The sequence below is a fragment of the Shigella flexneri 2a str. 301 genome, assembly GCF_000006925.2.
GTDB lineage: Bacteria > Pseudomonadota > Gammaproteobacteria > Enterobacterales > Enterobacteriaceae > ECMA0423.
Window position 1 is genome coordinate 822,855 of sequence record NC_004337.2, and the last position, 20,029, is coordinate 842,883.

General features: G+C 50.1%; 23 protein-coding genes and 2 other annotated features. Of the genes, 14 read left to right on the plus strand and 9 right to left on the minus strand.

The window, feature by feature from the left end:
- The first annotated feature begins 44 nt into the window (after nt 1-44).
- Nucleotides 45-983, plus strand: coding sequence for a dehydrogenase (yliI, locus tag SF0787; RefSeq protein ID NP_706713.1), 939 nt, complete (start codon nt 45-47; stop codon nt 981-983).
- Between the two features lie 172 nt (nt 984-1,155).
- Here the strand turns inward: yliI and yliJ are convergent, their stop codons facing one another.
- Entirely contained in the window at nt 1,156-1,788 is a 633-nt protein-coding gene (gene yliJ / locus SF0788) for a transferase (RefSeq protein ID NP_706714.1), read from the minus strand.
- A 218-nt stretch (nt 1,789-2,006) separates the two neighbouring features.
- On the opposite strand from yliJ, the gene SF0789 reads away from it, so the two are divergent.
- The 4 genes from SF0789 to SF0792 all read left to right on the plus strand — a co-directional run bounded on the left by SF0789 (nt 2,007) and on the right by SF0792 (nt 4,498).
- Entirely contained in the window at nt 2,007-3,023 is a 1,017-nt protein-coding gene (locus tag SF0789) for a D-alanyl-D-alanine carboxypeptidase subunit A (RefSeq protein NP_706715.1), read from the plus strand.
- Nucleotides 2,989-4,250, plus strand: a mobile genetic element. Its footprint overlaps the gene before it by 35 nt.
- A complete protein-coding gene (locus SF0790) occupies nt 3,052-3,354 on the plus strand; it encodes an insertion sequence element IS600 transposase (protein ID NP_706716.1) in 303 nt (100 codons plus the stop codon). Its footprint overlaps the feature before it by 303 nt.
- Nucleotides 3,390-4,208, plus strand: a complete 819-nt coding sequence (locus tag SF0791; RefSeq protein NP_706717.1) for an insertion sequence element IS600 protein — start codon at nt 3,390-3,392, stop codon at nt 4,206-4,208. Its footprint lies within the feature at nt 2,989-4,250.
- Entirely contained in the window at nt 4,235-4,498 is a 264-nt protein-coding gene (locus SF0792) for a D-alanyl-D-alanine carboxypeptidase subunit A (protein NP_706718.1), read from the plus strand.
- A 46-nt stretch (nt 4,499-4,544) precedes the next feature.
- Here SF0792 and deoR read toward each other — a convergent pair whose 3' ends face one another.
- Both deoR and ybjG read right to left on the minus strand, forming a co-directional pair.
- The gene (gene deoR / locus SF0793; RefSeq protein NP_706719.1) at nt 4,545-5,303 is read right to left on the minus strand and encodes a DNA-binding transcriptional repressor DeoR; all 759 of its coding nucleotides are present in this window, start codon (nt 5,301-5,303) and stop codon (nt 4,545-4,547) included.
- 57 nt (nt 5,304-5,360) lie between these two features.
- A complete protein-coding gene (ybjG, locus tag SF0794) occupies nt 5,361-5,957 on the minus strand; it encodes an undecaprenyl pyrophosphate phosphatase (protein NP_706720.2) in 597 nt (198 codons plus the stop codon).
- Nucleotides 5,958-6,241: 284 nt separating this feature from the next.
- Here ybjG and cmr point away from each other — a divergent pair, with 284 nt between their 5' ends.
- Complete coding sequence (cmr, locus tag SF0795; protein ID NP_706721.1) at nt 6,242-7,468, plus strand: multidrug efflux system translocase MdfA; 1,227 nt, start codon at nt 6,242-6,244, stop codon at nt 7,466-7,468.
- A gap of 40 nt (nt 7,469-7,508) precedes the next feature.
- On the opposite strand, the gene ybjH is transcribed toward cmr, so the two are convergent.
- The 3 genes from ybjH to SF0798 all read right to left on the minus strand — a co-directional run bounded on the left by ybjH (nt 7,509) and on the right by SF0798 (nt 9,902).
- Nucleotides 7,509-7,793 carry a hypothetical protein gene (ybjH, locus tag SF0796; RefSeq protein ID NP_706722.1) on the minus strand — a complete coding sequence of 95 codons (285 nt, stop codon included), beginning with the start codon at nt 7,791-7,793 and terminating at the stop codon, nt 7,509-7,511.
- Nucleotides 7,794-7,878: 85 nt separating this feature from the next.
- A complete protein-coding gene (locus SF0797; RefSeq protein NP_706723.2) occupies nt 7,879-8,667 on the minus strand; it encodes a hypothetical protein in 789 nt (262 codons plus the stop codon).
- A gap of 26 nt (nt 8,668-8,693) precedes the next feature.
- Entirely contained in the window at nt 8,694-9,902 is a 1,209-nt protein-coding gene (locus SF0798) for a DeoR family transcriptional regulator (protein NP_706724.1), read from the minus strand.
- Nucleotides 9,903-9,985: 83 nt separating this feature from the next.
- Here SF0798 and SF0799 point away from each other — a divergent pair, with 83 nt between their 5' ends.
- On the plus strand, nt 9,986-10,522 hold the full coding sequence (locus SF0799; protein ID NP_706725.2) for a DeoR family transcriptional regulator: 537 nt from the start codon (nt 9,986-9,988) through the stop codon (nt 10,520-10,522).
- Between the two features lie 174 nt (nt 10,523-10,696).
- Here the strand turns inward: SF0799 and SF0800 are convergent, their stop codons facing one another.
- A complete protein-coding gene (locus SF0800) occupies nt 10,697-12,382 on the minus strand; it encodes a transporter (protein NP_706726.1) in 1,686 nt (561 codons plus the stop codon).
- Between the two features lie 269 nt (nt 12,383-12,651).
- Between SF0800 and ybjM the strand changes: the two genes are divergently transcribed.
- Entirely contained in the window at nt 12,652-13,029 is a 378-nt protein-coding gene (gene ybjM / locus SF0801) for a hypothetical protein (protein ID NP_706727.1), read from the plus strand.
- 29 nt (nt 13,030-13,058) lie between these two features.
- Here the strand turns inward: ybjM and grxA are convergent, their stop codons facing one another.
- Entirely contained in the window at nt 13,059-13,316 is a 258-nt protein-coding gene (gene grxA / locus SF0802) for a glutaredoxin (RefSeq protein ID NP_706728.2), read from the minus strand.
- Nucleotides 13,317-13,475: 159 nt separating this feature from the next.
- Here grxA and ybjC point away from each other — a divergent pair, with 159 nt between their 5' ends.
- A complete protein-coding gene (gene ybjC, locus SF0803; RefSeq protein NP_706729.1) occupies nt 13,476-13,763 on the plus strand; it encodes a hypothetical protein in 288 nt (95 codons plus the stop codon).
- Between the two features lie 63 nt (nt 13,764-13,826).
- Nucleotides 13,827-15,155, minus strand: a mobile genetic element.
- On the opposite strand, the gene SF0804 is transcribed toward ybjC, so the two are convergent.
- Nucleotides 13,840-15,048: an insertion element iso-IS10R transposase gene (locus SF0804; protein ID NP_706730.1), complete on the minus strand. Its 1,209-nt coding sequence runs from the start codon at nt 15,046-15,048 to the stop codon at nt 13,840-13,842. Its footprint overlaps the feature before it by 1,209 nt.
- Here SF0804 and mdaA point away from each other — a divergent pair.
- The 5 genes from mdaA (at nt 15,100) to potG (ending at nt 20,026) form a co-directional block, all read left to right on the plus strand.
- Nucleotides 15,100-15,807 (plus strand): nitroreductase A, encoded by a 708-nt coding sequence (gene mdaA / locus SF0805; protein NP_706731.1) that lies wholly within the window; start codon nt 15,100-15,102, stop codon nt 15,805-15,807.
- A 60-nt stretch (nt 15,808-15,867) precedes the next feature.
- Nucleotides 15,868-16,770, plus strand: coding sequence for a ribosomal protein S6 modification protein (rimK, locus tag SF0806; protein NP_706732.1), 903 nt, complete (start codon nt 15,868-15,870; stop codon nt 16,768-16,770).
- An 87-nt stretch (nt 16,771-16,857) separates the two neighbouring features.
- Nucleotides 16,858-17,334 carry a sensory transduction regulator gene (ybjN, locus tag SF0807; protein ID NP_706733.2) on the plus strand — a complete coding sequence of 159 codons (477 nt, stop codon included), beginning with the start codon at nt 16,858-16,860 and terminating at the stop codon, nt 17,332-17,334.
- A gap of 351 nt (nt 17,335-17,685) precedes the next feature.
- Nucleotides 17,686-18,798 carry a putrescine ABC transporter substrate-binding protein gene (gene potF / locus SF0808; protein NP_706734.2) on the plus strand — a complete coding sequence of 371 codons (1,113 nt, stop codon included), beginning with the start codon at nt 17,686-17,688 and terminating at the stop codon, nt 18,796-18,798.
- A gap of 13 nt (nt 18,799-18,811) precedes the next feature.
- Entirely contained in the window at nt 18,812-20,026 is a 1,215-nt protein-coding gene (gene potG / locus SF0809; protein NP_706735.3) for a putrescine ABC transporter ATP-binding protein, read from the plus strand.
- Nucleotides 20,027-20,029: the final 3 nt, after the last annotated feature.

Consider the following 20,029-nt stretch of genomic DNA (forward strand, 5'->3'; position numbering starts at 1 on the left):
CCTCCACTGACTACGCTTTAAGCCAGAGTCAATCCGGAGGCGTTATGCATCGACAATCCTTTTTCCTTGTGCCCCTTATTTGTCTTTCTTCCGCTCTCTGGGCGGCTCCTGCAACGGTAAATGTCGAAGTACTGCAAGACAAACTCGACCATCCCTGGGCACTGGCCTTTTTACCCGATAATCACGGTATGTTAATCACTCTGCGCGGCGGCGAGTTGCGTCACTGGCAAGCAGGAAAAGGATTATCTGCGCCGCTTTCCGGAGTTCCGGACGTTTGGGCGCACGGGCAGGGCGGCCTGCTGGACGTGGTTTTAGCGCCTGATTTTGCTCAGTCTCGCCGCATCTGGTTAAGTTATTCCGAAGTTGGCGATGATGGCAAAGCCGGAACTGCTGTGGGTTATGGCCGCTTAAGTGATGATCTCTCAAAAGTGACCGACTTCCGCACCGTCTTCCGCCAGATGCCAAAACTGTCTACCGGCAACCATTTTGGCGGGCGGCTGGTATTCGACGGTAAAGGTTATCTTTTTATTGCTCTGGGCGAAAACAATCAGCGCCCGACGGCGCAGGATCTGGATAAATTACAGGGCAAACTGGTGCGTCTGACCGACCAGGGCGAAATCCCGGATGATAATCCTTTTATAAAGGAATCCGGTGCGCGCGCCGAGATCTGGTCTTATGGCATTCGTAATCCGCAAGGAATGGCGATGAATCCGTGGAGTAATGCACTGTGGCTGAATGAACATGGCCCGCGCGGTGGTGATGAAATTAATATCCCGCAAAAAGGCAAAAACTACGGCTGGCCGCTGGCAACCTGGGGAATCAACTATTCAGGCTTTAAGATACCGGAAGCGAAAGGGGAGATCGTCGCCGGGACCGAGCAACCTGTTTTTTACTGGAAAGATTCGCCCGCTGTGAGCGGCATGGCCTTCTATAACAGCGATAAATTCCCCCAGTGGCAGCAAAAATTATTTATTGGGAGCTGAAAGATAAAGATGTCATTGTGATGAGCGTCAACGGCGACAAAGTGACAGAAGATGGCCGTATTTTAACGGACAGAGGGCAGCGAATTCGTGATGTTCGCACTGGACCCGACGGTTATTTATACGTTCTCACCGACGAGTCCAGTGGGGAATTACTTAAAGTTAGCCCACGCAATTAGCTAACGGGAATCATCACCACTTTGCGCACTGCGGGGCGTTCAGTGAGTTGCTGATACCAGCGTTGCAGATTTGGACGCGGTGTCCAGGTCAGGCCAACGTTAAACAAATTGTAGATGAACGGTGCGATAGCGATATCGCCCACACCAAACTCGTCGCCAGAGAACCATTTTACTTTTGCCAGTTCCGCATCGAGCAGGGCAAACAGGGCGTCGCACTCTTTGCAACTGGCATCAATGGCGGCCTGATCGCGCTCTTCCGGTGGTGTTCTGACTAATCCCATCAGGATCCCGCGATGAGCATTACTGAGCGTCTGGTTTGCCCAGTCCATCCATTTTTCCGCTTCCGCACGACGTGCCGGTGAGTCGATCCACAGGCGTTTTTGCCCGTACTGTGCCGCCAGATAGCGGACAATGGCGTTTGATTCCCAAAGAATGAGATCACTTTCGTCGTCACGCAACAACGGCACCAGCCCGTTAGGGTTCATCGCCAGAAAATCAGCATCGTGATTTATCCCAAACTCACGGCCCGCGAGAATTTGCTCATAAGGTAGTTCCAGTTCTTCGAGCGTCAGCAATACTTTTTTTACGTTAGTTGAATTATTCCGACCCCACAGCGTAATCATACTCACCCCTTTTCCGACAGGCAGCCACAGACTGAACAGGACTCCGATGGTGAAGTAAAGTTAACTTTTAAGCAACAGCTGGCAAAAAAATGACACCAGAAGCAGCGAAGCGGCAGGATATTGCATAAACTTTAAAAACTTTACCAACTTACGGTTTCTTTAAGTTTGTGTGTGCGTTATTAATCACCGAACTTATCATACGGCGATATAACGTATTTTTTTGAATGGATACTCGGGTGGCATTTATGACGCAATACTCCTCTCTCCTTCGTGGTCTTGCAGCGGGTTCTGCATTTTTATTCCTTTTTGCCCCAACGGCATTCGCGGCCGAACAAACCGTTGAAGCGCCGAGCGTGGATGCGCGTGCATGGATTTTAATGGATTACGCCAGCGGTAAAGTGCTGGCAGAAGGCAATGCGGATGAGAAACTGGATCCTGCGAGCCTGACTAAAATCATGACCAGCTATGTGGTTGGGCAGGCGCTTAAGGCCGATAAGATTAAACTCACCGATATGGTGACGGTCGGTAAAGATGCCTGGGCGACGGGAAATCCGGCACTGCGTGGTTCATCGGTAATGTTCCTCAAACCGGGCGATCAGGTTTCGGTGGCAGACTTGAACAAAGGTGTGATTATCCAGTCCGGTAATGACGCCTGTATTGCGCTGGCAGATTACGTTGCCGGGAGCCAGGAGTCCTTTATTGGTCTGATGAATGGTTATGCCAAAAAACTGGGGCTGACCAACACTACCTTCCAGACGGTGCACGGCCTGGATGCGCCGGGGCAGTTCAGTACCGCGCGCGATATGGCATTGCTGGGTAAAGCATTGATCCACGATGTGCCGGAAGAGTACGCCATTCATAAAGAGAAAGAGTTCACCTTCAACAAAATTCGTCAGCCTAACCGTAACCGTCTGCTGTGGAGCAGCAATCTGAATGTTGATGGCATGAAGACAGGAACCACGGCAGGTGCGGGATATAATCTGGTTGCTTCGGCTACCCAGGGTGATATGCGTTTAATCTCCGTAGTGCTGGGGGCGAAAACTGACCGTATCCGTTTTAATGAGTCTGAGAAATTATTGACCTGGGGTTTCCGCTTCTTTGAAACTGTGACGCCAATTAAACCTGATGCCACCTTTGTGACTCAGCGCGTCTGGTTTGGTGATAAGATCGAAGTGAATCTCGGGGCAGGCGAAGCGGGCTCCGTGAGAGGTAGCCTGAGTTTAACGGACACTCCTTCCTGAAATAGAATGGCATCAGAAGGAGCTAATAATGAGCAGAAAAACCCAACGTTACTCTAAAGAGTTCAAAGCCGAAGCTGTCAGAACGGTTCTTGAAAATCAACTTTCGATCAGTGAAGGCGCTTCCCGATTATCTCTTCCTGAAGGCACTTTAGGACAATGGGTTACCGCCGCCAGAAAAGGGCTCGGTACTCCTGGTTCCCGCACGGTGGCTGAACTGGAATCTGAAATTCTGCAACTGCGTAAGGCGTTAAATGAAGCTCGCCTTGAGCGCGATATATTAAAAAAAGCAACAGCGTATTTTGCACAGGAGTCGCTGAAAAATACGCGTTAATCGAACAATGGCGACAACAATTTCCCATTGAAGCGATGTGTCAGGTATTTGGTGTATCCAGGAGCGGTTATTACAACTGGGTACAGCATGAACCCTCAGACAGAAAACAAAGTGATGAGCGGCTAAAACTGGAGATTAAGGTGGCACATATCCGCACTCGCGAAACATATGGAACCCGGCGGCTCCAGACGGAGCTGGCAGAGAATGGCATCATCGTTGGTCGTGACCGACTGGCACGTCTTCGTAAGGAGCTGAGGCTACGCTGTAAGCAGAAACGCAAGTTCAGAGCAACTACGAACCCGAACCACAATCTGCCAGTTGCGCCAAATCTGCTGAACCAGACGTTCGCTCCTACAGCACCAAATCAGGTCTGGGTGGCGGACCTGACGTATGTTGCCACCCGGGAAGGATGGCTGTATCTCGCCGGCATCAAAGATGTTTATACGTGTGAAATTGTCGGCTACGCCATGGGAGAGCGCATGACAAAAGAGCTGACAGGTAAAGCCCTGTTTATGGCGCTCAGGAGCCAGCGCCCACCTGCCGGGCTAATCCACCACTCTGATCGAGGTTCACAGTACTGCGCATACGATTACCGGGTCATACAGGAGCAGTCTGGTCTGAAAACATCAATGTCGCGTAAAGGTAACTGTTACGACAACGCTCCGATGGAAAGCTTCTGGGGAACGCTGAAAAATGAGAGCCTGAGCCACTATCGTTTTAATAACCGGGATGAAGCCATCTCAGTAATACGGGAATACATTGAGATTTTCTACAATCGTCAGCGTCGTCACTCTCGTCTGGGGAATATCTCCCCGGCAGCCTTCAGGGAAAAATATCATCAGATGGCTGCTTAAAAAAGAACAAATGGTAGTGTCCGCTATTGCCAGTACACCTCACCGTGACCATACCGCGTGGGCAGCTGAAAAACCTGAAGGCGAGCTACACGTTAACGGAACCGCAGCTTACCGCACCGCTGAAAAAAGGTCAGGTTGTCGGGACCATTGATTTCCAGCTTAACGGTAAATCCATTGAGCAGCGTCCGCTGATCGTGATGGAAAATGTGGAAGAGGGCGGATTCTTTGGTAGGATGTGGGATTTCGTGATGATGAAATTCCATCAGTGGTTCGGCAGCTGGTTCTCTTAATCTTCTGATAACCGGATGGCGCGAAACGTCATCCGGTTATACGTCATTAATACATCAACTTAATACGGTGCGTCTGCGCGTACTTCACATACTCATCTTCCGGGCAACAATCACTCACCACAATATCAAAGCGTTTCAGGTCACCCATGCGCGCCGGACGCACCTTGCCAAATTTACTGTGGTCGACAACCAGCACATGCTTTTGCGCCATCGACATGGCCCAGTGTTTTACCGGCAACTCTTCAAGATTAAAACAGGTAGCGCCTTTACTGACATGCACGCCCGCCGCGGAATAAAAAGCGATATCCGGGCAAAAATTATTCAACGTTTGCTGAAAATCGATGGGTTTGAAAATGGCGTTGCTGGCGTGAAATTCACCACCGCACAGAAATGCGCGGCAATGGGGTTTCTCTTTCAGCGCCAGAAAGGTATTTAGCGAATAACAAACGGCGGTAAAAGGGATTTCATTATCAATCGCTTCAATAATCCACGGCGTGGTGGTGCCACAGTCAAAAAAGAGGGTCTGATCGGGTTCTACCAGTGTCGCAGCCAGTTTTGCCGCCCGGCGTTTTTCTTCCACCAGGCGGGATTTTTGATCGCTTAACAGGTAATGGCTGGCACTGCGCGGTTCCAGAACAATATAGCCGCCGAGCAAAACGACGGGCGCACTGTGGTTGTTCAGATCGCGACGAATCGTCATCTCCGAAACCCCAAGCAGGGCGGCGGCGTCTTTAAGATGTAACTTATCGCTGCGTTTTAATTCTTGCAGCAGCTGCCCGATACGCTCTTCGCGACGTGTTTCCATAATCCCTCTGAATAGTTATTGAAGCGAGCCGCTCAATACTACACTTTTTAGCAGAGATCAGTCACGCACCCAGCCTTTGCGGATCGGTAATGCAAAACAGACGCGATACCACGATTGCAGACGTTGATAGAGTTTATGCCCCATCGCTTGCCAGATAATCTGGGCACTAAGGCAGCCAATCATACCTGCCAGCAATCCACCGAGCATATCCAGCGGCCAGTGGACGCCAAGATAAACGCGCGACCAGGCAATGACGACGGCCAGCACCATTAAAAGTGAGCCGGACCACAGGCGATGCCAGCATAAAAATGCCAGTGCAAAGGTGAAAATCACCGTACCGTGATCGCTCGGGAATGAGTCATCCGCCGCATGATGCAGGAAGTTATAGCCGATATTTTCGACAAAGGGTCGGTCGTGCGGAAAAAGATGTCCCATCGTCCAGGACACAAACAGGCTGACCGCCAGCGCGATAGCGATTTTTATCACCAGTTGCCGTTGTGCTGTAAGCCCCCACAACCAAAGTACCGCGGCCAGCAACGGCACCACGGTAATCAAATCTTTAGCAATAAAAATCGCCAACGAGATCATCCACGGAGCCGAGTCTGGCGTCGCGTTAATAAGAGAGAATAGAGAGAGATTCAAATTTTCCAGCATAACTTCCCGACGCAAAGTGATTAAAAGGGAGCCAATACAGGCAAGTCGTTGAGAATAAAGTGCAGGTTAAACTGGGTAAAGCGGCATCGTCTTATTTCCCTCAAGCGGCCTGTTTACGGTGGGTGATTGTAACGGGCATAGGTTAAATAAAACTTAAAGAAAGCGTAGCTATACTCGCAATAATGTAAGAATGTGCTTAACCGTGGTTTCAGCTACAAAATTCGCTTTCTCGTTAGCTGCGCTTTTATTAAACTCTGCGCGATTATTATTGGCGAAGAAATTGCATGCAAAATAAATTAGCTTCCGGTGCCAGGCTTGGACGTCAGGCGTTACTTTTCCCTCTCTGTCTGGTGCTTTACGAATTTTCAACCTATATCGGCAACGATATGATCCAACCCGGTATGTTGGCCGTGGTGGAACAATATCAGGCGGGCATTGATTGGGTTCCTACTTCGATGACCGCGTATCTGGCGGGCGGGATGTTTTTACAATGGCTCCTGGGGCCGCTGTCGGATCGTATTGGTCGCCGTCCGGTGATGCTGGCGGGTGTGGTGTGGTTTATCGTCACCTGTCTGGCAATATTACTGGCGCAAAACATTGAACAATTCACCCTGTTGCGCTTCTTGCAGGGCATAAGCTTCTGTTTCATTGGCGCTGTGGGATACGCCGCAATTCAGGAATCCTTCGAAGAGGCGGTTTGTATCAAGATCACCGCGCTGATGGCGAACGTGGCGCTGATTGCTCCGCTACTTGGTCCGCTGGTGGGCGCGGCGTGGATCCATGTGCTGCCTTGGGAGGGGATGTTTGTTTTGTTTGCCGCATTGGCAGCGATCTCCTTTTTCGGTCTGCAACGAGCTATGCCTGAAACCGCCATGCGTATAGGCGAGAAACTGTCACTGAAAGAACTCGGTCGTGACTATAAGCTGGTGCTGAAGAACGGCCGCTTTGTGGCGGGGGCGCTGGGATTCGTTAGCCTGCCATTGCTGGCGTGGATCGCCCAGTCGCCGATTATCATCATTACCGGGGAGCAGTTGAGCAGCTATGAATATGGCTTGCTGCAAGTGCCTATTTTCGGGGCGTTAATTGCGGGTAACTTGCTGTTAGCGCGTCTGACCTCGCGCCGCACCGTACGTTCGCTGATTATTATGGGCGGCTGGCCGATTATGATTGGTCTGTTGGTCGCTGCTGCGGCAACGGTTATCTCATCGCACGCGTATTTATGGATGACCGCCGGGTTAAGTATTTATGCTTTCGGTATTGGTCTGGCGAATGCGGGACTGGTGCGATTAACCCTGTTTGCCAGCGATATGAGTAAAGGTACGGTTTCTGCGGCGATGGGAATGCTGCAAATGCTGATCTTTACCGTCGGTATTGAAATCAGCAAACATGCCTGGCTGAACGGGGGCAACGGACTGTTTAATCTCTTCAACCTTGTCAACGGAATTTTGTGGCTGTCGCTGATGGTTATCTTTTTAAAAGATAAACAGATGGGAAATTCTCACGAAGGGTAAAAAAATGCCTGATTGATTTGTGCGATCAGGCATTCTCGAATTAATGGTGATGGTCGTCAATCTGGTGTTCGATAACCATCCCTTCACCTACGCTGGCAAGATGGCGAACATAAGGATGCGGGCGGTAAGCCGGAGCTGGCGCAGGAGCCACATAGACGGTTTGCGGCACAGTCGCGACGCTGACCGCTTGTGGAACGCTGACTGAATCAGGAACCACAACCACTTTGTATCCACTCGGCACATCGACGGTGACACTTTGCGCCATCGCCACACCAGTAAAGCCCATTAAAAGCGCGCCCAACAGTAGACAATTTTTCATAATCATTTCGCCTGAAATAATGCAGCGGGTTAATTTCCGCGAATTATGCAGCCTTCATTCAGGCATTGTGTTGCCGGGCGTGCTGCCGTTTTTATTGGTCAAATGGCGCTTCGTGTTTAAGAACTTTATCGATCACATCCAGTACGCCTTCACGGTTATTGTAGCCTGCCCGGTATTTTGCCGCTGCGACGACTGCGCTGCCGGCATTTTCCATTGCAAAACTAAAGCCTGCCTGACGCAGCATCTCAATATCGTTACCGCCATCGCCAAAGACCACCACTTCGCTGTCGTCTATTCCCCATAATTTCTGCAGTTGGCGAAGGCCATTGGCTTTATGTACGCCGGGGATAATCAGATCGATGCTGCCGTTGCCGGTGTGGACTGGCACCATAATATCGCCGATGGCCTCATGTAATGCTTTTTGTACTTGTGGAATCAGTTCATCGGAAAGATTCAGGCCAAACTTAAAGAAAATATCTTCTAAGTTGTCAAAGTTATCGACGTATTCCAGACGGTGATAATACATTTCCGCCACCGTTTTCATGGCATCGTCATATTTTTTGAGTGTATAGGCGCTATTTTTTCCGCAGGCAATAATTTCCACTTCCGGGCGCGTCAGCAAATGTTCCACGACAGTAGCAAACGCATCCTTCGACAGCTCGCCATTAAAAACATCTTTGCCTTCACTCATTACCCAGCCGCCGTTTTCAGCCACAAAGGCAATTTCATTCGCAATTTCAGGGAAGAAAGAGATCAACTGATAATATTGATTCCCGCTGGCGACCACAAAGCGAATGCCTTGTGCTTTCATTTGCTGATACTGAGCCATAAACCGCTCACGGTTATAGGTTTTTTGATCGCTTAAGAAAGTACCATCCATGTCTACCGCAATTAATTTAATGCTCATCAACTATTCTCCATCGCCGTCTGCGTTTTGGTATCGGGTTTGGCGACGGCTTTCGCGACAATAGCCGCGAGAATAACCAGCGCCAGTACAACCAGCATTGCACTACGTAATCCATAATGTTCGCCGAGATAGCCCAGCAGCGGCGGCCCGACGAGGAAAGCCAGATAACCGGTCGTTGCTACCACACTGACGCGGGTTGGTGCATCGGGGCCGGTATCGCTGGCGGCAGAAATGGTCAGCGGGAAGCCCAGCGAGGCACCCAGTCCCCAAAGTACAACAGACACTCCTGCGACCCAGGCGCTATCGACAAAAATAATCAGCCCAATACCCAACGCCCCCATTAGTGCACTGGCCCGAACCACGGCAACGCGACTGTAACTGTCGATGAACCAACCGCCGGTGAAGCGTCCAACGGTCATCCCCAGGGTAAAACCGGCATAAATCAGTGAGCCGGAAGTGGGGCTAAAACCGTGACCATCAACCATTAATAAGGGTAACCAGTCGTTGGCAGAACCTTCGGCAAAGGCCATCGCCAGCACTACAACACCAATCAACAGCAACTGGATATCGCGATAAAAAGGAATGCCTTTTTCGCCATGCTGGGTGCCATCGGCAGCATTTTTGCCCGTACCGTCAGGGATTGCCTGAATGGCGATATAAATAGGCGCGATACCTACCAGCGCCGCCAATAAAATGTGCACCGTTGCCGGAACGCCAAAGGCCGTCAGTGCCATCCCGACACCAGCGCCTGCCAGCGTGCCCAGGCTATAAAAACCGTGCATCATCGGCAAAACCGTTTTATTCATTTCTCGCTCAACGGCGGCACCTTCAACGTTTATCGCCACTTCCGCAGAACCAAAACTTGCCCCAAAGACGCCGAGACCAACGGCAAAGAGCAGGGGCGATGTCAGCCAGAGTGCCAGACTTAATATCATCATCCCGATCAATGCGCAGGACATCGTGACCAGGATGACATTACGTGTCCCAAAGCGTTTCACTAACCACGCCGAGCAGAGAATACCGCTCATCGAACCGATCGACAGACCAAAGAGAACACCGCCCATTTCAGCGATCGAGACAGAGAGAATATCGCGGATAGCAGGCGTACGGGTTGCCCAGGACGCCATTAACAGGCCTGGCAAAAAGAAGAACATAAACAGCGCCCAGGTTCGGCGTTTCAATGCATTACGTGAAGAATTTACGGTCATAGATCACGTCAAAATAAGAAGAGGGAAGACAACATTAGCAAGGTTGTGTACATTTGTACACAATTGCAGACAGAGGAAATGACATGCGTCGCGCTAACGATCCGCAACGGCGAGGAAAGATGATCCAGGCCACGCTGGAGGCGGTGAAACTTTACGGAATACATGCTGTTACGCACCGCAAAATTGCTACCCTTGCCGGGGTACCGTTGGGATCGATGACCTACTATTTTTCAGGAATTGATGAGTTGTTGCTGGAGGCGTTCAGCAGTTTTACTGAGATTATGTCCCGGCAATATCAGGCATTTTTTAGCGATGTTAGTGATGCTCAAGGCGCATGCCAGGCTATCACCGATATGATCTACAGCTCACAGGTTGCAACGCCGGATAATATGGAGCTGATGTACCAGCTCTACGCGCTGGCTAGCCGAAAACCGCTATTAAAAACGGTAATGCAAAACTGGATGCAGCGCAGTCAGCAAACGCTCGAACAATGGTTTGAACCCGGAACCGCCCGCGCGCTTGATGCGTTTATTGAGGGGATGACGCTGCATTTTGTCACCGACCGTAAGCCGCTATCGCGCGAGGAGATTTTGAGGATGGTTGAGAGGGTTGCAGGGTAGTAGATAAATTTTAGATAACAAAAAACCCATCAACCTTGAACCGAAATGGCGGGGTTGATGGGCTCCACAAAATGGGGACATCAAAGAAAAGCAGTGGCACTAATTAAGACTGATGCCCTGCGGAAAAGTTCTGCGGTTGTGCAAAAAAATTTCATTTTCAGGGCAACTTCAGTTTTATCCTAATCCTGGCCATACCATGACGATGATTGTCCCTGCCAGCGTCAGCAGGACGTTGGCGATTGCGTAGGTGCCCGCATAGCCCAGCGCAGGGATGTTACTGCGAGCTGTATCACTGATGATCTCCATTGCCGGCGCGCAGGTGCGTGCGCCCATCATTGCGCCGAACAACAGTGCGCGGTTCATTCGCAATACATAAGCACCGAACAAGAAACAGATAACCACGGGCACAAGACTGACAATTAATCCGGCAATCAACATCTGACCGCCAATCGCGCCCAGGCCGTTATTAATACCGCTACCGGCGCTCAGACCAACGCCTGCCATAAACACCATCAAGCCGAACTCTTTCACCATGCTTAATGCACCTTGCGGAATGTAACCGAAGGTCGGGTGGTTAGCACGCATAAAGCCCAGCATAATTCCGGCGAATAACAACCCGGCAGCGTTCCCCATGCCGAAACTGAATGTGCTGAACTGGAAGGTGATCATCCCGATCATCAGCCCAATAACAAAGAAGGCGCAAAATGCCAGCAGGTCAGTGACCTGGCTGTGAATCGAGATAAAGCCGATGCGATCGGCGATGGTTTTTACGCGACGGGCATCACCGCTGACTTGTAAAACGTCACCTTTGTTAAGCACGACGTTGTCATCTATCGGCATCTCAATCTGGCTACGAATGACGCGGTTAAGGAAGCAACCGTGATCGGTCAACTTCAGTTGTGCGAGACGTTTACCTACAGCGTTATGGTTTTTAACGACCACTTCTTCAGTGACGATACGCATGTCGAGAAGGTCACGATCGAAAACTTCTTTACCGTTACGGAAGCTGGGATCGAGTCGGGCATGGGCGTCGGGATAGCCTACCAACGCTATTTCATCGCCCATTTGTAGCACGGCATCACCGTCTGGATTTGCCAGAATCCCGTTACGTCGAATACGTTCAATGTAGCAGCCGGTTTGTCGATAAATACCCAGTTCACGCAGATTTTTGCCGTCGGTCCAGGCCACCAGCTCCGGGCCGACGCGATAGGCGCGGATCACCGGTAAATAAACCTTACGGTTGGCATCAGTGTCCAGGCCACGTTCGCGGGCGATTTGCTGGGCGCTGGTCTGTAAGTCCTGATGCTGCAATTTCGGCAAGTAACGCGCACCAACAATCAAACTCACCAGACCGATTAAATAGGTTAAGGCATACCCGAGGCTCAGATTATCCAGTGCCAGTGAGAGCTGCCTGCTTTCCATGCCGGAATGATGCAGTGTATCGCCAGCACCGACCAGAACCGGTGTCGACGTCATAGAGCCTGCTAACATACCGGCCGTCAGGCCAATATCCCAGCCAAACAGCTTACCTAACCCTAAGGCGATCACCAGCGCACTGCCAACCATCACCAGTGCTAACATTAGGTAATTTTTCCCATCGCGAAAAAAAATGGAAAAAAAGTTCGGTCCGGCTTCGACCCCGACGCAGAAAATAAACAGCATAAAGCCAAGATTAAGCGCATCGGTGTTAATGCTGAAATGTTGTTGGCCTAATAACAGCGATACGACTAAAACGCCAATGGAATTACCCAGTTGGATCGAACCAAGTCGTAACTTTCCGAGACATAGCCCAAGCGCGAGGACCACAAATAATAACAGAATGTAATTCCCATTTAACAATTCGGCGACGTTTATATTCACGGAGGCTAACTTCTTGTTTACTAGTAAGCTGTTGAAAGAAATGGTAATTTACGATAATGTGTTTTACCAGAATTCAGGGCGCAGATTCATTCAGCGCACCTAAACGATAGTAAAGTAACAATATATTTTACTAGTGTAATCACATTAGGTATCAACGGCTATATGAATTGCGTTGGCCTATATTAGCATGGAATGCGAAGCGGCTTTATCTTACTGAACGCCACACTGGCGAAAAATGTGTTCGATAGACGCAGTGTCAGGAGGAACGAGTGAAACATAAACAACGTTGGGCGGGGGCAATCTGCTGTTTTGTCCTCTTCATTGTGGTGTGCCTTTTTCTGGCGACGCACATGAAAGGCGCTTTTCGGGCTGCCGGGCATCCTGAAATCGGCTTGCTGTTTTTCATTCTTCCTGGAGCAGTTGCCAGTTTCTTTTCACAGCGTAGAGAAGTCCTGAAACCTCTATTTGGCGCAATGCTGGCGGCACCCTGTTCAATGCTCATTATGCGGCTGTTTTTTTCACCGACGCGCTCATTCTGGCAAGAGCTGGCATGGTTACTAAGCGCGGTGTTCTGGTGTGCGCTGGGGGCACTGTGTTTCTTATTTATCAGTAGTTTGTTTAAACCACAGCACAGAAAAAATCAGTAAAGCCCTCAACGCGAGGGCTTGTCAGACGATCAGGCGTCCAGATTTTCTTTCACCCATGCAGCAAAATCGGTATAGCCGCCGATATGTTGCTGATCGACAAAAATCTGCGGCACGGTTTCTACGGGTTTACCTGCCTTTTGTTGTAGATCTTCTTTAGTGATCCCTTCCGCACGAATATCTACATACTGATACTGAAAATCATCGCGTTCATTGCTCAATTTCTCAGCCAGATCTTTTGCACGCACACAGTAAGGGCAACCCGAACGACCAAAAATAACGGTTTGCATTATTTCTCTCCTCATAGATTTATGCCTGTAATGATCACGCTAAAATGTATTCGCTGAAAGTAGGTTTAACCTGTTGCATTAATTGCTAAAAGCTATAACTGTTAAACACAATACAGTGAAAAGTTTTAGACTGAAGGCTCACTTTGCAGAGGGAAGCGTATGCGCGCGATCGGTAAATTGCCTAAAGGCGTGTTGATACTGGAATTTATCGGAATGATGCTACTGGCGGTGGCGCTGCTGTCGGTAAGCGACTCCCTGTCGCTGCCTGAGCCATTTTCTCGGCCAGAAGTGCAGATTCTGATGATTTTTCTCGGTGTTTTGCTCATGCTTCCCGCTGCGGTGGTGGTTATTCTTCAGGTGGCAAAACGTCTTGCCCCACAGCTGATGAACTGTCCACCGCAATATTCACGTTCAGAAAGAGAAAAAGATAATGACGCCAACCATTGAACTTATTTGTGGCCATCGCTCCATTCGCCATTTCACTGATGAACCCATTTCCGAAGCGCAGTGCTGAGAGATCCCCTCATAATTTCCCCAAAACGTAACCATGTGTGAATAGATTTTGAGTAAGCAGGGTTGCAGCCACGAGTGAGTCTTCCCTTGTTATTGTGTAGCCAGAATGCCGCAAAACTTCCATGCCTAAGCGAACTGTTGAGAGTACGTTTCGATTTCTGACTGTGTTAGCCTGGAAGTGCTTGTCCCAACCTTGTTTCTGAGCATGAACGCCCGCAAGCCAACATGTTAGTTGAAGCATCAGGGCGATTAGCAGCATGATATCAAAACGCTCTGAGCTGCTCGTTCGGCTATGGCGTAGGCCTAGTCCGTAGGCAGGACTTTTCAAGTCTCGGAAGGTTTCTTCAATCTGCATTCGCTTCGAATAGATATTAACAAGTTGTTTGGGTGTTCGAATTTCAACAGGTAAGTTAGTTGCTAGAATCCATGGCTCCTTTGCCGACGCTGAGTAGATTTTAGGTGACGGGTGGTGACAATGAGTCCGTGTCGAGCGCTGATTTTTTCGGCCTTTAGAGCGAGATTTATACAATAGAATTTGGCATGAGATTGGATTGCTTTTAGTCAGCCTCTTATAGCCTAAAGTCTTTGAGTGACTAGATGACATATCATGTAAGTTGCTGATAGGTTTCCAGTTTTCCGCTCCTAGGTCTGCATATTGTACTTTTCCTCTTACTCGACTTAACCAGTACCAACCCAGCTTCTCAACGGATTTATACCATGGCACTTTAAAGCCAGCATCACTGACAATGAGCGGTGTGGTGTTACTCGGTAGAATGCTCGCAAGGTCGGCTAGAAATTGGTCATGAGCTTTCTTTGAACATTGCTCTGAAAGCGGGAACGCTTTCTCATAAAGAGTAACAGAACGACCGTGTAGTGCGACTGAAGCTCGCAATACCATAAGCCGTTTTTGCTCACGGATATCAGACCAGTCAACAAGTACAATGGGCATCGTATTGCCCGAACAGATAAAGCTAGCATGCCAACGGTATACAGCGAGTCGCTCTTTGTGGAGGTGACGATTACCTAACAATCGGTCGATTCGTTTGATGTTATGTTTTGTTCTCGCTTTGGTTGGCAGGTTACGGCCAAGTTCGGTAAGAGTGAGAGTTTTACAGTCAAGTAAGGCGTGGCAAGCCAACGTTAAGCTGTTGAGTCGTTTTAAGTGTAATTCGGGGCAGAATTGGTAAAGAGAGTCGTGTAAAATATCGAGTTCGCACATTTTGTTGTCTGATTATTGATTTTTGGCGAAACCATTTGATCATATGACAAGATGTGTATCTACCTTAACTTAATGATTTTGATAAAAATCATTAGGGGATTCATCAGTGCGCAGTGTGAGGCGATTATTAACAGCGCCCGTGCGACGTCCAGTTCCAGTTTTTTGCAGTGTAGTAGCATTATTCGCATTACCGACAAAGCATTACGTGAAGAACTGGTGACGCTGACCGGCGGGCAAAAACACGTAGCGCAAGCGGCGGAGTTCTGGGTGTTCTGTGCCGACTTTAACCGCCATTTACAGATCTGTCCGGATGCTCAGCTCGGCCTGGCGGAACAACTGTTGCTCGGTGTCGTTGATACGGCAATGATGGCGCAGAATGCATTAACCGCAGCGGAATCGCTGGGATTGGGCGGGGTATATATCGGCGGCCTGCGCAATAATATTGAAGCGGTGACGAAACTGCTGAAATTACCGCAGCATGTTCTGCCGCTGTTTGGGCTGTGCCTTGGCTGGCCTGCGGATAATCCGGATCTCAAGCCGCGTTTACCGGCCTCCATTTTGGTGCATGAAAACAGCTATCAACCGCTGGATAAAGACGCACTGGCGCAGTATGACGAGCAACTGGCGGAATATTACCTCACCCGTGGCAGCAATAATCGCTGGGATACCTGGAGCGATCATATCCGCCGAACAATCATTAAAGAAAGCCGCCCATTTATTCTGGATTATTTGCACAAACAGGGTTGGGCGACGCGCTAAAACCGCCACGTCGATGTATGATACGCGGGCTTTTGACCAGGTCTGACAGAGAGGTGCAGGGTGAAAATTGCCATATTGTCCCGGGATGGAACGCTCTATTCGTGTAAGCGGCTGCGTGAAGCCGCTATACAGCGCGGTCACCTGGTTGAAATTCTTGATCCGCTTTCTTGCTACATGAACATAAATCCTGCGGCGTCTTCTATTTACTACAAAGGCCGCAAGTTACCCCATTTTGACGCAGTGATCCCGCGTATTGGCACCGCCATTACCTTTTATGGGACGGCGGCACTGCGCCAGTTCGAGATGCTGGGGAGCTATCCGCTCAATGAGTCGGTCGCCATTGCCCGGGCGCGTGACAAATTGCGTTCCATGCAACTGCTGGCGCGTCAGGGCATCGACCTGCCTGTCACGGGCATTGCGCATTCGCCGGATGATACCAGCGATTTAATCGACATGGTCGGTGGTGCGCCGCTGGTGGTCAAGTTGGTTGAAGGCACGCAGGGAATTGGCGTCGTGCTGGCGGAGACTCGTCAGGCGGCGGAAAGCGTGATTGACGCTTTCCGCGGTCTGAACGCGCATATTCTGGTGCAGGAATATATCAAAGAGGCGCAAGGGTGCGATATCCGCTGTCTGGTTGTTGGTGATGAAGTGGTCGCTGCGATTGAACGGCGGGCGAAAGAGGGCTATTTTCGTTCCAATTTGCATCGTGGCGGCGCGGCAAGCGTCGCCAGTATCACACTACAGGAGCGTGAAATCGCGATAAAAGCCGCGCGAACGATGGCGCTGGACGTTGCTGGTGTGGATATTCTGCGTGCTAATCGCGGGCCGTTGGTGATGGAAGTGAATGCGTCGCCGGGGCTGGAAGGAATAGAAAAAACCACCGGTATCGATATCGCGGGTAAAATGATCCGCTGGATCGAACGCCACGCTACGACAGAATATTGCCTGAAAACGGGTGGTTAGTCGCAATCACATTACTGATCATGGTTTTGCCTGCGCTTTTTGCGTAAGCTGTGCCGGTCTTTTTATCGAAAGAGGTTGTACAAAATTATGACATCGCTGGTCGTTCCTGGTCTGGATACGCTGCGTCAATGGCTCGATGACCTGGGGATGAGTTTTTTTGAATGTGATAACTGTCAGGCTCTGCATCTGCCCCATATGCAGAATTTCGACGGTGTCTTTGATGCCAAAATCGATCTGATCGATAACACGATCCTGTTTTCTGCCATGGCGGAAGTCCGACCTTCAGCCGTATTGCCGCTGGCGGCGGATTTATCTGCCATCAATGCCAGTTCGCTGACCGTGAAAGCATTTCTTGATATGCAGGATGATAATCTGCCAAAGCTGGTGGTTTGCCAGTCTTTATCCGTTATGCAGGGCGTAACCTATGAGCAGTTTGCATGGTTCGTGCGTCAGAGCGAAGAGCAGATTTCGATGGTCATTCTTGAAGCTAATGCCCATCAACTGCTGTTACCGACTGACGATGAAGGGCAAAACAACGTTACCGAAAACTATTTTCTCCACTGATAATTCCTTTCGAGCACGCAGTCGCTGCCGCAGTGACTGCGCGCTGCAAAATTATCTGCTGTTTTTAACCTTTTCTTAAAGATTATTTCACTTCTCTTGTGTCGATTTGGCTTTATCACATAGAGCAAATACGCATAAAAATTTGTTAAATACCGTTTTTTAATCCGAGCTATAGTCTCAAACCCTGGCTAAAGTTATTCTTGCGATGCTTCTATATAGCGAGCAGTGCTGGCCGGGAGAGAGTTCTCTTTTCTTACACCGCGCCGATAAAAAAATATGCACGTTTATTGCATATCTTTCAGTGTGACAACTTTTGTTCGTTTGTTAACGAACTTTCAGAAGGAAAGAGATGTGACCGCCTTAAATAAAAAATGGCTATCGGGTCTGGTTGCGGGTGCTCTGATGGCCGTCTCTGTCGGCACGCTCGCGGCTGAACAAAAAACACTCCACATTTATAACTGGTCTGATTATATCGCCCCTGACACGGTGGCCAATTTTGAAAAAGAAACCGGTATTAAAGTCGTCTACGATGTTTTCGACTCTAACGAAGTACTGGAAGGCAAATTAATGGCGGGTAGCACCGGCTTTGACTTGGTGGTTCCATCTGCCAGCTTTCTAGAACGCCAGTTGACTGCGGGAGTTTTCCAGCCGCTGGACAAAAGCAAATTGCCGGAGTGGAAGAATCTCGACCCGGAGCTGCTGAAGCTGGTCGCCAAACACGATCCCGACAATAAATTTGCTATGCCCTATATGTGGGCGACGACCGGGATTGGCTATAACGTTGATAAAGTTAAAGCTGTGCTGGGCGAAAACGCGCCCGTCGATAGCTGGGACTTGATCCTCAAACCTGAAAATCTGGAAAAACTGAAAAGCTGCGGTGTCTCTTTCCTGGATGCGCCAGAAGAAGTTTTTGCTACCGTGTTGAATTATCTCGGCAAAGATCCCAACAGCACTAAAGCGGATGATTACACCGGACCGGCAACCGATCTGCTGTTAAAGCTGCGCCCGAACATTCGTTATTTCCATTCATCTCAATACATTAACGACCTGGCAAACGGCGATATTTGCGTCGCTATCGGCTGGGCAGGTGATGTCTGGCAGGCGTCAAACCGCGCGAAGGAAGCGAAGAATGGAGTGAATGTCTCGTTCTCGATTCCAAAAGAAGGGGCGATGGCGTTCTTTGATGTATTCGCCATGCCAGCGGATGCCAAAAACAAAGACGAAGCCTATCAGTTCCTGAATTACCTGCTGCGCCCGGATGTAGTAGCGCATATTTCCGACCATGTGTTCTATGTCAACGCCAATAAAGCAGCCACGCCGCTGGTGAGTGCGGAAGTCCGTGAGAACCCGGGTATTTATCCGCCTGCGGATGTTCGTGCGAAGCTGTTCACTCTGAAAGTGCAGGACCCGAAAATCGACCGTGTGCGCACCCGCGCGTGGACCAAAGTGAAGAGCGGAAAATAATCCGCAGCCTTAGATGCCGGGCGGGCGCACCACACCCGCCGGCAATTCGCACCATCATGGTGCGCTTGCACACATTCAATGCCGGAGAGCAGCCGTGAATGACGCTATCCCTCGCCCGCAGGCGAAAACCCGTAAGGCGCTGACGCCGCTATTAGAAATCCGCAACCTCACCAAATCCTACGATGGTCAACATGCGGTGGATGATGTCAGCCTGACCATCTACAAAGGTGAAATCTTCGCGCTGCTGGGCGCATCCGGCTGTGGCAAGTCCACGCTGCTGCGTATGCTGGCAGGTTTCGAACAACCTTCTGCCGGACAGATAATGCTTGATGGCGTCGATTTGTCACAGGTTCCGCCTTACCTGCGCCCCATCAATATGATGTTTCAGTCTTACGCGCTGTTTCCGCATATGACCGTGGAACAGAACATCGCTTTTGGCCTGAAACAGGACAAACTACCGAAAGCGGAAATTTCCAGTCGGGTCAATGAGATGCTCGGCCTGGTGCACATGCAGGAGTTCGCCAAACGTAAACCGCATCAGCTTTCTGGTGGTCAGCGACAGCGTGTGGCCCTGGCCCGAAGCCTTGCCAAGCGCCCGAAACTATTACTGCTCGACGAGCCGATGGGCGCGCTGGATAAAAAGCTGCGTGACCGGATGCAGCTTGAAGTGGTGGATATTCTGGAGCGCGTCGGTGTGACTTGTGTGATGGTCACCCACGATCAGGAAGAGGCGATGACCATGGCGGGGCGCATCGCCATTATGAATCGTGGGAAATTTGTCCAGATTGGCGAACCGGAAGAGATCTACGAGCATCCGACTACCCGCTATAGCGCCGAATTTATTGGCTCGGTAAACGTCTTTGAAGGCGTACTCAAAGAGCGTCAGGAAGATGGCTTGGTGCTTGATTCGCCGGGGCTGGTGCATCCACTGAAAGTCGACGCGGATGCCTCGGTGGTCGATAACGTGCCGGTACATGTGGCGCTGCGCCCGGAAAAAATCATGCTTTGCGAAGAGCCGCCCGCCAATGGTTGTAACTTCGCGGTGGGGGAGGTGATACACATTGCCTATCTCGGCGATCTTTCGGTGTATCACGTTCGTCTGAAAAGTGGGCAGATGATTAGTGCCCAGCTACAAAACGCCCATCGTCATCGTAAAGGGTTACCGACCTGGGGCGACGAAGTGCGTTTGTGCTGGGAAGTGGACAGCTGTGTGGTGCTGACGGTTTAAGGA

Excerpts from the sequence above, each read along its gene's own strand:
- deoR (NP_706719.1), bottom strand. The coding sequence starts at position 5,303 with ATGGAAACACGTCGCGAAGAGCGTATCGGGCAGCTGCTGCAAGAATTA.
- SF0797 (NP_706723.2), bottom strand. The coding sequence starts at position 8,667 with ATGGATGGTACTTTCTTAAGCGATCAAAAAACCTATAACCGTGAGCGG.
- mdaA (NP_706731.1), top strand. The coding sequence starts at position 15,100 with ATGTGTATCTACCTTAACTTAATGATTTTGATAAAAATCATTAGGGGA.
- cmr (NP_706721.1), top strand. The coding sequence starts at position 6,242 with ATGCAAAATAAATTAGCTTCCGGTGCCAGGCTTGGACGTCAGGCGTTA.
- SF0799 (NP_706725.2), top strand. The coding sequence starts at position 9,986 with ATGCGTCGCGCTAACGATCCGCAACGGCGAGGAAAGATGATCCAGGCC.
- SF0789 (NP_706715.1), top strand. The coding sequence starts at position 2,007 with ATGGATACTCGGGTGGCATTTATGACGCAATACTCCTCTCTCCTTCGT.
- ybjH (NP_706722.1), bottom strand. The coding sequence starts at position 7,793 with ATGATTATGAAAAATTGTCTACTGTTGGGCGCGCTTTTAATGGGCTTT.
- ybjG (NP_706720.2), bottom strand. The coding sequence starts at position 5,957 with ATGCTGGAAAATTTGAATCTCTCTCTATTCTCTCTTATTAACGCGACG.
- yliI (NP_706713.1), top strand. The coding sequence starts at position 45 with ATGCATCGACAATCCTTTTTCCTTGTGCCCCTTATTTGTCTTTCTTCC.
- potG (NP_706735.3), top strand. The coding sequence starts at position 18,812 with ATGCCGGGCGGGCGCACCACACCCGCCGGCAATTCGCACCATCATGGT.
- SF0791 (NP_706717.1), top strand. The coding sequence starts at position 3,390 with ATGTGTCAGGTATTTGGTGTATCCAGGAGCGGTTATTACAACTGGGTA.
- ybjC (NP_706729.1), top strand. The coding sequence starts at position 13,476 with ATGCGCGCGATCGGTAAATTGCCTAAAGGCGTGTTGATACTGGAATTT.
- ybjN (NP_706733.2), top strand. The coding sequence starts at position 16,858 with ATGACATCGCTGGTCGTTCCTGGTCTGGATACGCTGCGTCAATGGCTC.
- SF0790 (NP_706716.1), top strand. The coding sequence starts at position 3,052 with ATGAGCAGAAAAACCCAACGTTACTCTAAAGAGTTCAAAGCCGAAGCT.
- grxA (NP_706728.2), bottom strand. The coding sequence starts at position 13,316 with ATGCAAACCGTTATTTTTGGTCGTTCGGGTTGCCCTTACTGTGTGCGT.
- SF0804 (NP_706730.1), bottom strand. The coding sequence starts at position 15,048 with ATGTGCGAACTCGATATTTTACACGACTCTCTTTACCAATTCTGCCCC.
- SF0798 (NP_706724.1), bottom strand. The coding sequence starts at position 9,902 with ATGACCGTAAATTCTTCACGTAATGCATTGAAACGCCGAACCTGGGCG.